This is a genomic window from Rhodococcus sp. UFZ-B548, from assembly GCF_903819475.1.
GTDB classification, from domain to species: Bacteria; Actinomycetota; Actinomycetes; order Mycobacteriales; family Mycobacteriaceae; genus Rhodococcus_F; species Rhodococcus_F erythropolis.
Genome location: NZ_CAIJDS010000002.1, coordinates 18,690 through 31,796, shown reverse-complemented (window position 1 = coordinate 31,796; position 13,107 = coordinate 18,690). Strand labels below are relative to the sequence as shown.

The 13,107-nt window shown below is 64.4% G+C and carries 12 protein-coding genes; 10 read left to right on the top strand and 2 right to left on the bottom strand.

Going from position 1 to position 13,107, the window contains the following annotated elements; all coding sequences use genetic code 11:
* Positions 1-37: 37 nt before the first annotated feature.
* Positions 38-583 (top strand): alpha/beta fold hydrolase, encoded by a 546-nt coding sequence (locus H7C86_RS02920; protein ID WP_003942671.1) that lies wholly within the window; start codon positions 38-40, stop codon positions 581-583.
* A gap of 77 nt (positions 584-660) precedes the next feature.
* Here the strand turns inward: H7C86_RS02920 and mtr are convergent, their stop codons facing one another.
* Entirely contained in the window at positions 661-2,037 is a 1,377-nt protein-coding gene (gene mtr, locus H7C86_RS02915; protein WP_070386967.1) for a mycothione reductase, read from the bottom strand.
* The gene (locus tag H7C86_RS02910) at positions 2,034-3,083 is read right to left on the bottom strand and encodes an alpha/beta hydrolase (protein ID WP_182261073.1); all 1,050 of its coding nucleotides are present in this window, start codon (positions 3,081-3,083) and stop codon (positions 2,034-2,036) included. The genes mtr and H7C86_RS02910 overlap by 4 nt, the downstream gene beginning before the upstream one ends.
* Before the next feature lie 146 nt (positions 3,084-3,229).
* Between H7C86_RS02910 and mqo the strand changes: the two genes are divergently transcribed.
* The 9 genes from mqo (at position 3,230) to H7C86_RS02865 (ending at position 13,088) form a co-directional block, all read left to right on the top strand.
* Positions 3,230-4,768: a malate dehydrogenase (quinone) gene (gene mqo / locus H7C86_RS02905; RefSeq protein WP_020907417.1), complete on the top strand. Its 1,539-nt coding sequence runs from the start codon at positions 3,230-3,232 to the stop codon at positions 4,766-4,768.
* Positions 4,769-4,779: 11 nt separating this feature from the next.
* The gene (locus H7C86_RS02900; protein WP_003942808.1) at positions 4,780-5,256 is read left to right on the top strand and encodes a GNAT family N-acetyltransferase; all 477 of its coding nucleotides are present in this window, start codon (positions 4,780-4,782) and stop codon (positions 5,254-5,256) included.
* A gap of 224 nt (positions 5,257-5,480) precedes the next feature.
* Entirely contained in the window at positions 5,481-7,445 is a 1,965-nt protein-coding gene (locus H7C86_RS02895; protein ID WP_259349028.1) for a magnesium chelatase subunit D family protein, read from the top strand.
* A 21-nt stretch (positions 7,446-7,466) separates the two neighbouring features.
* Complete coding sequence (cobO, locus tag H7C86_RS02890; RefSeq protein WP_019748043.1) at positions 7,467-8,081, top strand: cob(I)yrinic acid a,c-diamide adenosyltransferase; 615 nt, start codon at positions 7,467-7,469, stop codon at positions 8,079-8,081.
* On the top strand, positions 8,075-9,451 hold the full coding sequence (locus H7C86_RS02885) for a cobyrinate a,c-diamide synthase (protein WP_182261072.1): 1,377 nt from the start codon (positions 8,075-8,077) through the stop codon (positions 9,449-9,451). Before cobO ends, H7C86_RS02885 begins: the two co-directional genes overlap by 7 nt.
* The gene (locus H7C86_RS02880) at positions 9,435-9,848 is read left to right on the top strand and encodes a cobalamin biosynthesis protein (protein ID WP_080910479.1); all 414 of its coding nucleotides are present in this window, start codon (positions 9,435-9,437) and stop codon (positions 9,846-9,848) included. The genes H7C86_RS02885 and H7C86_RS02880 overlap by 17 nt, the downstream gene beginning before the upstream one ends.
* The gene (cobA, locus tag H7C86_RS02875) at positions 9,845-11,071 is read left to right on the top strand and encodes a uroporphyrinogen-III C-methyltransferase (protein WP_047271356.1); all 1,227 of its coding nucleotides are present in this window, start codon (positions 9,845-9,847) and stop codon (positions 11,069-11,071) included. Before H7C86_RS02880 ends, cobA begins: the two co-directional genes overlap by 4 nt.
* An 11-nt stretch (positions 11,072-11,082) precedes the next feature.
* On the top strand, positions 11,083-12,579 hold the full coding sequence (locus tag H7C86_RS02870; RefSeq protein ID WP_020969389.1) for an MFS transporter: 1,497 nt from the start codon (positions 11,083-11,085) through the stop codon (positions 12,577-12,579).
* A gap of 80 nt (positions 12,580-12,659) precedes the next feature.
* Positions 12,660-13,088 (top strand): CBS domain-containing protein, encoded by a 429-nt coding sequence (locus tag H7C86_RS02865; RefSeq protein ID WP_007735005.1) that lies wholly within the window; start codon positions 12,660-12,662, stop codon positions 13,086-13,088.
* The last annotated feature ends 19 nt before the right edge of the window (positions 13,089-13,107 follow it).

Here is a 13,107-nt window from a genome sequence, read left to right as displayed (position 1 = left end):
GGTCCTCCACAGTGTGGATCGCGTACCGTTTCCAGACATGGAATTGACTCGAGTAGCGGTGGGCAGTGGTTCGTGCACCGTTCGGATCGACGGGCCGGTCAGCAAGCATGCGGTACTCCTGCTCCCCGGCAAGGGCGACCCCGTCGACTTGTACGACGATGTGTGTGAGCGACTGCACCATTCGGATCTGCGGACCGTCGCGGTGGAATCGATCGAGAATCTCGACGAGACCTCGGCCGTGGTACTTCTGGACGAGTTGAACATCGCCTGGGTGAACCTGGTCGGTCACCGGGAGGGCGCCGATCTCGCGTGGCTGTTGGCTGCACGTCAGTTCGGCCGCTTCGCGAGTTTGATCGCCGTGGACCGTGGACATCCGTCGGCGAGCGATATTGCCGGCGTACCGCCGGTCGAGGTTCCGACCACCGTCGTCGTGGGCAGTGGAGGTCGGGCCATCGCCGACGCCAGCGGTCGTTTCGTGTACTCCGACTTCCGCGTGACGGAACTTCCGGGTGTCGACGACGTCGTCAAGTCGGCACCGGCCGAACTCGCAACCGAGATCGTGCTGCGTACCAGCCCCTGGTGAAACTCTGACCTACGAAAAGGCGGGCACTCCCAATGTGCGGAGTGCCCGCCTTTTCGGCGTCATTAGGGCTGCGGGGCTCAGATGTCGAGGCCGAGCAGCGCGTTCTCGACCACTTCGGCCAGGGCCGGGTGGATCCAGTACTGGCCGCGTGCCATGTCCTGAGCTGACAAACCAAAGCTCATCGCCTGAATGAGCGGCTGGATGACGGTCGGAGCCTGCGTACCCATGACGTGGGCACCCAGGATGCGTCCGGTGCCGCGCTCGGCGATCACCTTGCAGATGCCTTCCTGATCCTCCATCGCCCAGCCGTACGCGACGTCGCCGTATGCCTGCACCTTGACGGTGATGTCGAGTCCGGCGTCGCGAGCCTGCTTCTCCGTCATTCCGACGTCGGCGATCTGCGGGTCGGTGAACACGGCTGCCGGCACGAAGCGGTGATCGGTGCTGCGAAGCTCGGACGTGTCCTTCCAAGCGTCCTGGAGCAGGTTGTGCTGAACAACGCGCGCTTCATGGTTGGCGACGTGCTTGAGCTGGTATGGCGACGAGACGTCGCCGAGTGCGAAGACGCCCTCGGCGGTGGTGCGTTGGTATTCGTCGACCACGATCGAGCCCTTGTCGTCGAGTTCGACGCCGGCCTTGTCGAGACCGAGTAGGTCACCGTTCGGCTGACGACCCACCGCGACGAGAAGGACGTCACCGGAAACGACTGTGCCGTTTGCCAGTTCGACGGCGATGTTGTCGCCGTCGCCGCGTACCGACGTGAGGGGGGAGCCCAGATGGACGTCCCACTTCTGTTCGGCCAACTCGGTGAAGCGCTCGGAGATCTCGTCGTCGAGGTGCCGCAGCAGTCTCTGGCTGCGACCGATGATCGAGACGCGAGAACCCAACGCGGAGAACACGTGTGCGAACTCGGTGGCGATGAATCCGGAGCCGACGATCACCAGGTGCTCGGGAAGTTCGGGCAGTCGCATGATGTCTTCGTTGGTGTAGTACTTCACACCGCTCGACGCGATCTCTTCCGGGATGATCGGCCGCGAACCGGCAGCGATGACCACCTGGTCGGCGGTGATCGTCTCGCCGGTTCCGGTGTCGATCGTCTTGTCGCCGGTGAACGTGGCGTGGCCGCGGTAGACGGTGGTGTTGGGACTGTCTTCGCTGCGGTACCGCTCACCACCTGCGGAAATGGGATCGATGCGGCCGAAGACGCGCTTGACGATGTCGGACCAACGGACGCCGTCGAGCGTGGCGTCGACGCCGTACTTCTCGGCAGTGGTGATGGTGCGTGCCACCTCGGCGGCGTAGACGAACATCTTGGTCGGGATACACCCGACATTGAGACACGTTCCGCCGAAGGTGCCCTCTTCGAGGATTGCGATCTTCTTGCCGTCGAACCGCTCGTCGGGCAGCGAGTTTCCGGATCCGCTGCCGATGATTGCAAGGTCGTAGTGCGTCACTGCGCGATCTCCTGTGTGTTGCTTGCTGTGCTTGCCGAACTTTCTGCGGCCGGAGTGAGGTGGCCGTCGAGCCACTCCAGCCACAGGTCGAGTTCGGAAAAGGCTGTGGCCAAGGGCTTCTCGGTCGAAAGAAACACGTCGTGACGGGCGCCGTCGATCGGGACGATGGTGGTGCGATCGCCGAGGCAACCCGCCCAGCGTGCGATCTGCTTGACGTCGAGAACGGAATCGGCGAGGTCGACGCTCGGGTTGTACGCCTTGGCGAACTGCGACTTCTTCGAGCGCAGAATCAGCGCAGGCACTCCGATGGCGAGGCCGCGGTGAAGTTTCGCGTGACCCGCTCGGACGGCCCGCATCCAGCCGAAGGTGACGGGGCAGCCGGCCAGAGGCTTCCAGTCGAGGTTGTAGTCCCACACTCCGTTTGCCGAAACATGAAGGCTGGAACCGTAAGTCGGTAGTCCGGTTCCCGGAATCACCGTCTTCGCCGATACCCGTCCGAGGGCGTCGATCGCCGTGGTCCCGACGTTGCGCACCACCGAGGGGCCCTGAAGATCGAACCAGGGACTGTTGAGCACCAGCCCGCAGATTCCGGCGCCGTCGCTGCCACCGGGCTTGCGCTGCAACCGGTTCAGCCACAGCGGAACGATCAGACCGCCGGTCGAGTGCGCCATGAGCAGCACCTCGCTCCCGTCGGTCTCGCTGCGGACGATGCGCAGCGCCTCGTTCAGTTCGGCGTCGTAGAGCGCAAGGTCGGAGACGTAGTGCGCCGTGTGTCCCGGCTTGAGGGATCGCCCGCACTTGCGCAGGTCGAGTGCGAAGAATGCGTAGCCCTGCTCGGCAAAATGCTCGGCCAGGTGCTTCTGGAAGAAGTAATCGGTGAATCCGTGCACGTACAAGACGGCACGACGTGTCTTCACCGCCTCCTTCCGCGGTTGGTAGCGGACCAGTGTTGCGTCCACCTCGCCTTCGCCGTCCGGATCCGTTCCGAGCGGGATCGTCAGCTGCTGATATCCGTCACCGAGGACGTCTGGAACCCAAGTAGTCACAAATCACAATCTAATCGTCGTTTCGGGTGCGCGTTGTAGAGCACAATTGGGGGTGGTGAACCGCGCGAGTACGCACGGGTAACCTATTCGGCGTAACACAGCAGGCGGATGCGCGCACGGCTAATGACAAGGAAGTCGATTCTCCAGTGTCGAATCAGAACGCGGTAGAGACGAAGACGGATGTAGTGCTCGTGGGCGCAGGCATCATGAGCGCCACGCTGGGTGCATTGCTGCGCCAGCTGCAGCCCGATTGGTCGATCTCGACCTTCGAGCGGCTCGATGCCGTCGCAGCCGAGAGCAGCGACCCCTGGAACAACGCGGGAACCGGTCACTCCGCCCTGTGTGAGCTCAATTACACCCCGGAGAACTCCGACGGCACGGTCGACATCAAGAAGGCCGTCAACGTCAACGAGCAGTTCCAGGTGTCCCGCCAGTTCTGGGCACACGCGGTCGAGCAGGGCGTCCTGACTCAGCCCAAGGAATTCATCAACCCCATCCCACACGTGAGCTTCGTTCACGGTGAGGCCAACGCCAAGTACCTGCGTGCTCGCTACGACGCACTTGCCGGCCACACGCTCTTCCGCGGCATGGAGTACATCGACGATCCGGCCGAGTTCAGCGAGCGTTTGCCGCTCATGGCCAAGGGACGCGACTTCTCCGATCCCATCGCCCTGAACTGGAGCCAGGACGGCACCGACGTCGATTTCGGAGCGCTCACCAAGCAGCTCATCGGCTACATCGGTAAGACCGGTGGCAAGATGTACTTCGGCCACGAGGTCACCAACCTGACCCAGAACTCGGACAAGTCCTGGACCGTCAAGGTCACCAACCGTCGCACCGGTGAAAAGCGCACCGTTCGCTCGCGCTTCGTGTTCGTCGGTGCCGGTGGCGGCGCCCTGCACCTGCTGCAGAAGTCCGGCATCAAGGAAGCCAAGGGCTTCGGTGGCTTCCCGGTCAGCGGTGCTTTCCTGCGATGCACAAACCCCGAACTCATCGACCAGCACAGCGCCAAGGTCTACGGCAAGGCTGCCGTCGGCGCCCCGCCCATGTCGGTGCCGCACCTCGACACCCGTGTCATCGGCAACAAGCCGGGTCTGCTGTTCGGCCCATACGCCGGATGGTCGCCGAAGTTCCTCAAGCAGGGTCGCGTCACGGACCTGCCCGGCTCGGTCAAGCCGAACAACATCCTCTCGATGCTCGGCGTCGGCGTCAGCGAGCTCGGCCTGGTCAAGTACCTGGTCAGCGAACTCGCCAAGAACGAAGCCGGTCGCATCTGGGATCTGCGTGAATTCGCGCCCAAGGCGCAGGCTCAGGACTGGGAGCTCATCACCGCGGGCCAGCGCGTCCAGGTGATCCGCCGTGCCAAGGGCAAGGGCGGCGTCCTCGAATTCGGTACCGCTGTGGTCGCCGCTGAGGACGGCTCCATCGCCGGCCTGCTCGGCGCTTCGCCCGGTGCGTCCACGGCCGTCCCGGCGATGCTGGACGTCCTCGAGCGCTGCTTCCCGACCGAGTTCCAGGGTTGGAAAGGCAAGCTTCGTGAGATGGTTCCGTCCATCGGCGTCAAACTCACTGACAACGAAGGCCTGTTCAACCAGGTCTGGGATTGGTCCTCGAAGGTTCTCGAGCTCGATTCCGCTGGTGCTTCCGAATCGGCTCCGGTCGCGGATACCGTCGCGACTGTGTGATAGTCCAACCCATGACGGCAACAGCAGCTTTGAAGCGTTCATGGGCACTCGACCTCGACAACAAGACGTTCTACGAGTTGTTGAAGCTTCGAGTGGAGGTCTTTGTCGTCGAGCAGGCCTGCCCGTATCCCGAGTTGGACGGGCGGGACCTGCTGACGGAAACACGCCACTTCTGGCTCGAGCAGGACGGCCAGGTGGTGTGCACACTCCGTCTGCTCGAAGAGCACGACGACGGAAACAAGAGCTTCCGAATCGGACGCCTCTGCACGTCGCGTCAGGCTCGCGGTCAGGGCCACACGACCCGCCTCCTGCAGGCCGCACTTGCCGAGGTCGGCGAAGCGCCGTGTCGGATCAACGCCCAGACCTACCTGGTCGAGATGTACGCCAAGCACGGATTCAAGGCTGACGGCGAAGAGTTCATCGAAGACGGCATCCCGCACACCCCGATGCGCCGTGGCGGGGGAGAGCCTTTCGTGGCTGTCAGCTAGTTTGTCGGAGATTTGACCCTGGTCGGCTCGTGGAAAAGCGAGCCGACTAGGGTTTTTTCGATACCGAATGTTCGCGGGGAAGTCCTGTTCGATCCAGGCGCGGTCCCGCCACTGTGAAAGATCTCTCCTCTACCGACTGACCGGGAGATCTCAGCCAGGTTGCCGCGACATTCGAGTGCAGCCAAATTCTCGGCGAGGAAACCGAGAGGTGGAGGGATATCGACGTGCGAAGTGAAGAAGATCGACCAGTGGCGGGCTTCCCGTTCAGTGCTGTGGTCGGCCAGGATCAATTGCGGTTGGCGCTGATTCTGTGTGCTGTGCATCCGGGGATCGGTGGAGTCCTGGTCCGCGGCGAGAAGGGAACTGCCAAGTCGACGGTCGTGCGCGCGCTGACTGCGCTGCTGCCCGCGGTCGACGACGCCGGAACGACACGACCGGCCCGCTTGGTGGAACTGCCCGTCGGCGCCACCGAGGACCGAGTGATCGGGTCCATCGACCTCGAAAAGGTTCTCCGCGACGGTGAGCGCGCTTTCCAACCTGGACTGCTCGCCGCGGCTCACCAGGGAGTTCTGTACGTCGACGAGGTGAATCTGCTTCACGACCACCTGGTCGACGTGCTTCTCGACGCCGCGGCGATGGGTCGCGTTCACATCGAGCGTGACGGAATCTCCCATTCGCACCCGGCCAAATTCGTACTCGTCGGCACGATGAATCCCGAAGAGGGAGAACTGCGTCCACAGTTGTTGGACCGTTTCGGACTGGCGGTCGATGTCGCAGCTTCCCGCGACGTCGACGTACGCATGGAAGTGGTGCGTCGCCGGCTCGACTACGAGCGCGACCCCGAGGCGTTTGTCGCTCGGTACGAATCCGCCGATGAAGAGCTCGCGTCCGAAATCCTCACGGCGCGTGGGAAACTGGACTCGGTCGAGCTGAGCAACCGCGAGCTGCGTCGTATCGCCTCACTGTGTGCGTCGTTCGACGTCGACGGTATGCGCGCGGACTTGGTGCTGGCGCGCACCGCGACCGCCCACGCTGCCTGGCGAGGCGACAGTGAGGTCACTGCGGAGGACGTGCGAGTGGCTGCGGAACTGACGCTGCCGCATCGCCGCCGCCGCGATCCGTTCGACGAGCCCGGCCTGGATCAGCAGCAGTTGGACGATGCACTCGAGCAGGCCGATCAGGACGCCCAGTCGCAGGTAGAGGACGACGCGCGCGACGGAGAGCCCGAACCTCCCGAGAATCCCGAAGACCGTGGCCCTGACGAAGACCGTGGCCCGGAAGATGGTGGCCCCGAAGACGGCGGTCCGGACGACGAGGGTCCGGACGACGACGGCCCGGAAGACCCTGACGGACCTGGTGGGGGAGTACGCGCTACCGATCGCCCCTCGGCGCCACCGGCCGGCGAATTCAAGGCCAAGCTCCTCGAGGTTCCTGGTGTCGGCGAAGGTGCACCGGGACGCCGCTCGCGGTCCATGTCGTCCCGTGGACGAGTCGTGCGGTCCACGCGGGAACGTGGCCACGGATTGCATCTGACGAGCACGGTCTTCGCCGCAGCCGAGTCTCAAGTTGCGCGCGGCCGCACTGCTGGACGGCTGCGGCTGGCACCTGCTGATCTCCGCGGCGCGATTCGTGAAGGGCGAGAAGGCAATCTGATCGTCTTCGTTGTCGACGCGTCGGGGTCGATGGCAGCACGCGACCGCCTCTCCGCGGTCACCGGTGCGGTTGTCTCGTTGCTCCGCGACGCCTATCAGCGCCGCGACAAGGTCGCGGTCATCACTGTCCGTGGTCGTGAAGCAGAGCTCGTACTGCCGCCGACCTCTTCGGTGGACATCGCCGTCCGTCGCCTGCAGTCGATGCGTACCGGCGGCAAATCCCCACTCGCAGAGGGATTCCTGCGTGCTCGCGAAGTGGTTCTGCGGGAACGGCTTCGTGACCCGCAGCGCCGCGCCCTCGTCGTCACGCTCACCGACGGCCGGGCTACCGGAGGCAAGGACGCGCTGCATCGCGCCCGCGTAGCCGCGCGTCTTCTTGCCGACGCGTCCGTCGCTTCCATCGTCGTCGACTGCGAGACCGGCCTCGTGCGTCTGGGGCTGGCAGCCGAGTTGGCCCGAGAACTACGTGGCGGTTACGTCCGCCTTGCCGAATTGTCAGCGCAGCAGGTCGCGGGTGTCGTCCGCGCCGCAGCCTAGATCCCAGCTCAGGAGTTCACGATGCCCAAGGGTGTTCCCGAGACAGTTCCCGACGACGGTCTGACCACGCGTCAGCGTCGTAACGCGCCGGTACTTGCCGTGCACACCGGCCCGGGAAAGGGTAAGTCCACCGCCGCTTTCGGCATGGCGCTGCGTGCCTGGAATCAAGGGTTCGACATCGGCGTGTTCCAGTTCGTGAAGAGCGCCAAGTGGAAGGTCGGCGAGGAAGCCGCGTTCCGCGCGCTCGGAAACCTGCATGACGAAACCGGCGTCGGTGGGCCGGTGCAGTGGCACAAGATGGGCGAAGGTTGGTCATGGACACGCAAGGCCGGTAGCGAGGAAGATCATGCTGCTGCCGCTGCGGAGGGTTGGCAGGAGATCGCGAGAAGGCTTGCAGGCGAGGAGCATCGATTCTATGTCCTCGACGAGTTCACGTACCCGCTCAAGTGGGGTTGGGTGGACGTGGACGAGGTAGTGCAGACACTGCGCGATCGCCCAGGCAACCAGCACGTCGTCATCACGGGGCGTGACGCCCCGCAGGCGCTGATCGACGCCGCCGACCTCGTGACCGAGATGACGAAGATCAAGCACCCGATGGATGCCGGCCGAAAGGGTCAACGGGGCATCGAATGGTAAGTCCTTCCACTCCGGCCGTAGTGATCGCCGCTCCTGCCTCGGGTAGCGGAAAGACCACGGTGGCAACGGGATTGATCGGTGCGCTGCGACGGTCCGGTAGCAGCGTTGCCCCCTTCAAGGTGGGGCCGGACTACATCGACCCGGGTTATCACGGACTCGCGGCAGGGCGGCCCGGACGCAACCTCGACACTGTTCTGGTCGGCCCGGATCGCATCGGACCGCTCTACCGGCATGGAACCGCCGGCTGTGACATCGCCGTGGTCGAAGGCGTCATGGGTCTGTTCGACGGAAAGATCGACGAGGCCAACTCGCAGCCGTCGGCGGAGGGATCGACGGCGCAGGTAGCGTCGATCCTCGGTTCGCCGGTAATCCTCGTGATCGACGCCCGTGGGCACAGTCAGAGTCTGGCCGCCGTACTCCACGGCTTCGCGACCTACGACGCAGGTGTGCGCATCGGCGGCGTCATTCTCAATCGCGTCGGGAGCGCTCGTCACGAGCAGGTGTTGCGTCATGCGTGCGACAAGGTCGGCGTCGCAGTGCTCGGAGTTGTGCCACGGTTGACGGAACTCGAAGTTCCCTCCCGGCACCTCGGTCTGATTCCGGCAGCCGAGCACGGCGCCGCCGCTGTGGCCGCAGTGGACGCGATGTCCGACTTGATTGCCTCGCACGTCGAACTGGACGCTGTTCGCGCACTGGCCGCCTCGAACGTGGGTGCAGCTGCATGGGATCCGGTTGCCGAGGTCGGCGCACACGCAGTGTCTCGCCCTGTGGTTGCCATGGCGGGCGGCCCGGCCTTCACCTTCGGCTATGCCGAGCACCGTGAACTCCTGAATGCCGCCGGCGCGGACGTGCAGGTGTTCGACCCGTTACGGGACGAGCTTCCCGCGGGAACTGCTGCTCTTGTCCTTCCTGGCGGGTTCCCGGAAGAGCATGCGGTGGACCTCGCGGCCAATACCGTTCTGCTGCAGCAGGTTCGTGACCTGGCGGACGGCGGCGCACCGATCCACGCCGAGTGTGCCGGTCTGCTCTACCTCGCTCGCAGCTTGGACGGTCACAGCATGGCCGGTGTTGTCGGGGTGGATGCCACATTCGGGAAACGCCTGACCCTCGGGTACCGCGAAGCAGTGGCGATCAGCGACTCCAGCCTCTTCGAAGCAGGCTCCCGCGTCACCGGTCACGAGTTCCACCGAACGTCTCTCGTCTCGGCAGACGCGGACGGTTGCGGAAGTGCGTGGGGGTGGCGGCCCTGGGACGGCGGCAGTGTCCGCGAAGGATTTGTTCGCGGCGGCGTCCACGCGTCGTATCTCCACACTCATCCGGTGGGGCAGCCCGAATCGATCGCGAAGTTCGTCGATGCCGCACGGGGATGACCTCTGTATAGGCGTTGGATTCACGTCGAGCGCCACCGCGAAGGACATCGTCGCTGCGGTGAACGCGGTGCTGCAGGAGCGAGCGAGGATCGTGGTCCTCGCCACTGCGACCGGCAAGGCGGCGTCTGCAGCTCTGCTCGCTGCCGCCGATGAACTGAACGTCCCGATTGTGAGTTTCGACCCGGACGTACTTGGGCGAGTTCAGGTTCCGTCACCGTCGACTCGCGTCGAGCACGCGATCGGGACGGCAAGCGTCGCGGAAGCGGCGGCGATCCTCGCCTCCGGGGGCGGCCCGCTCCTAGTGGCCAAGACTGCCAGGGATGGAGTGACCGTGGCGGCGGCCCGTAAAGTTCCCTCCAGCTTGAACAATTCTGACGACGAAACGGAGTGCGAGTGAGCGAGTCCACCGCAGACGAGACCAACTACTTGGTCGGCCTCAACCTGACCGATCGACGCGTGGTCGTGTTCGGTGGCGGCACTGTGGCTCAGCGCCGACTCGGACTGCTGGTCGCCTCTGGTGCCCGTGTTCACGTCATCAGTCGCGCGTTCACTCCAGCCGTCGAAGGTATGGCCACGGCCGGGCAGATCACGGTCGAAGAGCGCCCGTACGCCGACGGCGACCTCGAAGGTGCGTGGTATGCCATCGCCTCGACCGACGAGCCGGAAACCAATGCGGCGATCGTCGCCGAAGCGGAGCGTCGCCACATCTTCTGCGTGCGCGCCGACAACGCGAAGCACGGCACCGCGGTAACTCCCGCCAGCGCCGAGTACGACGGTATGAGTATCGGAATTCTTGCCGGCGGCGATCACCGTCGTTCGGCAGCAGTCCGCACCGCGGTCGTCGAAGGTCTTCAGTCGGGCGTGCTCGCCGATACGGCCGAGCCGGCCGCTGCGGGCGTTGCTCTCGTCGGTGGTGGCCCCGGTGACCCCGACCTGATCACCGTGCGCGGACGCCGTTTGCTCGCACGCGCTGACGTCGTCGTGGCCGACCGATTGGCTCCTCCGGAGTTGCTCGCCGAACTGGGTCCCGACGTCGAGGTGATCGACGCCGCGAAGATCCCGTACGGCCGTGCCATGGCTCAGGAGGCCATCAACGCCGCGCTGATCGACAACGCGAAGGCAGGCAAGTTCGTGGTCCGCCTCAAGGGCGGGGACCCGTACGTCTTCGGGCGGGGATACGAAGAACTCGAAGCGTGTGCCGCTGCCGGCGTTCCGGTGACCGTAGTGCCCGGAATCACGAGCGCGATCTCGGTCCCGTCGGCCGCAGGCATCCCGGTGACCCACCGCGGTGTCACCCACGAGTTCGTCGTCGTCAGTGGGCACGTGGCTCCGGATCATCCGGATTCGCTGGTCGACTGGTCGGCACTGGCCAAGTTGCGCGGCACGATCGTGCTGCTCATGGCGGTCGAGCGCATCGATCAGTTCGCGAAGGCGCTCGTCGACGGTGGACGCCCGTCAACAACGCCGGTCACCGTGATCCAAGAGGGCACTCTGCGCACTCAGCGTGAACTTCGGGCCGATCTGGCGACCGTTGCTCAGCGCGTCAAAGACGAGGAGATCAAGCCTCCGGCGATCATCGTGATCGGGCCGGTCGCGGGCTTTTCCGTCGACGCTGGGTAACGTGAAGTCTTGTGTCTGATTCCCCAACATCTGAAACCGCTTCGGCGAATGCCCCGGTAGCCACTCGAGTCATCGGGCTCGCCATCATCGTCCTGAGTGGTTTGCAGATGATGGTGGTGCTCGACGGCACTGTCGCGAACCTCGCGCTGGCGCCGTTGCAGTCTGATCTCGGATTGAGCGACAGTGGCCGTAACTGGGTCTTGACCTCCTACGCGCTGGCGTATGGAGGTCTCATGCTCCTCGGTGGTCGCCTCGGTGACGCGTACGGGCGCAAGAAGATGTTCATCGCGGGAGTCTCGCTGTTCACGGTGGCGTCGTTGCTCTGTGGTCTCGCCCTGAACGAGGGCATGTTGATCGCAGCGCGGGCGCTTCAAGGCGTCGGCGCAGCTGTGGCGTCGCCCACCGCCTTCGCCCTTGTTGCCACGACTTTCGCCGCGGGTCCGGCTCGTAATCAGGCCATCGCGATTTTTGCCGCCATGACGGGCGTCGGATCGATCGCCGGTCTGATCATCGGCGGCGCATTGACCGAGGTGTCATGGCGACTGATCTTCCTTATCAACGTCCCGATCGGGATCGCGCTCGTCGGCATGGCGTTCCGCGCCCTTCGAGAGACGAATCAGACGCGTCTGGCTTTGGATGTCCCCGGCGCGATCCTCGCGACTCTCGGGTGCACCGGTGTTGTTTTTGCTCTCACCGAAGGCCCGGAAATGGGATGGGGGAGTATCGCCGTCATCGGTGCATTGGCGGCCGGATTGGTCGCCCTCGCCGCCTTCCTCTTCGTCGAGCGAACTGCGGACAACCCGCTCTTGCCCTTCTCGTTGTTCGCCGATCGCAACCGTGTCGCGACGTTCCTCGCCATCTTCTTCGTCGGTGGCGCGATGTTCAGCATGACGGCCTTCGTCGCACTGTTCGTGCAGGACATCATGCAGTATTCGCCGTTGCGTGCCGGTATCGCGTTCATTCCGTTCGCGTTCGGATTGGGCGCTGCCGCGTCGGTTGCTTCCAAGCTCGCCGTAAAGGTTCAACCCCGTTGGCTGGTCCTCACCGGCGTCGTGATCATGATCGTCGGACTCCTCTACGGATCTACTCTCGATTCCGATTCCACCTACCTGGCCAACTTGTTCGTGCCCGTGATCGGGATCGGATTCGGTATCGGCCTCGCGATGGTGCCCTTGCCACTGTGCGCGATCGCCGGTGTGCCGGAGACCGAGATCGGCCCGCTGACGGCCATCGCTCAGGTTGCCCAGACGCTCGGTGGACCACTGGCGCTGTCGGTGATCGGTGCGATGGCGACGTCGAAGACGCTCTCGCTCGGCGGCACTTCGGGCAAGGCAGCGGACATGAATCCGGCGCAATTGATCGCACTCGGAGAGGGATACACCTTCGCACTTGTGGGCTGCGCGGTCTGCGCGGTGTTCGCCGGTATCGCGGCGCTGTGCATCAGGTTCACACCTTCTCAGGTAGCCCAGGCTCAGGCTGCGGAGAAGGCAGCTCAGGGAATCGCCTGATCAGTCCTGTTTTTCCGCTTCGCTAGCCGATACGATCGTTGCAGGACGTGCCGAGAGTCTCGACGAATCGGGGTGCCGTGATGCGGATCGCGGACATATTGCGAAACAAGGGCAACAGCATCGTCACGATCGACGCCCACACGACGGTCAACGGGTTGCTGTGCGATCTTGCCCGCCACAACATCGGAGCCATGGTGGTGGTCGACGACGACGCGGTGGTCGGCATCATCTCCGAACGCGATGTCGTTCGACGCCTCCACGAGCGTGGCCCGGACCTTCTCGGGATCCAGGTGTCCGAGGTCATGACCGCTCTGATGTACACGTGCGTTCCGGCAGACGCGGTGGACAGCATTGCCGCGATCATGACCGAGCGTCGAATCCGGCATCTGCCGGTGATCGAGGACGGCAACCTCCTCGGCATCGTCAGTATCGGTGACGTGGTGAAGAGCCGCATCGACGAGCTCAAGAGCGAACGCGATCAGCTCGAGTCGTACATCGATCAGGGCTGATCGATAGGTTGTCGCACGG

What these genes read in the sequence shown, in the direction of transcription:
- H7C86_RS02920 (WP_003942671.1), top strand. Translation starts at nt 38, where the DNA reads ATGGAATTGACTCGAGTAGCGGTGGGCAGTGGTTCGTGCACCGTTCGG.
- H7C86_RS02900 (WP_003942808.1), top strand. Translation starts at nt 4,780, where the DNA reads ATGACGGCAACAGCAGCTTTGAAGCGTTCATGGGCACTCGACCTCGAC.
- cobO (WP_019748043.1), top strand. Translation starts at nt 7,467, where the DNA reads ATGCCCAAGGGTGTTCCCGAGACAGTTCCCGACGACGGTCTGACCACG.
- H7C86_RS02885 (WP_182261072.1), top strand. Translation starts at nt 8,075, where the DNA reads ATGGTAAGTCCTTCCACTCCGGCCGTAGTGATCGCCGCTCCTGCCTCG.
- H7C86_RS02880 (WP_080910479.1), top strand. Translation starts at nt 9,435, where the DNA reads ATGCCGCACGGGGATGACCTCTGTATAGGCGTTGGATTCACGTCGAGC.
- H7C86_RS02865 (WP_007735005.1), top strand. Translation starts at nt 12,660, where the DNA reads ATGCGGATCGCGGACATATTGCGAAACAAGGGCAACAGCATCGTCACG.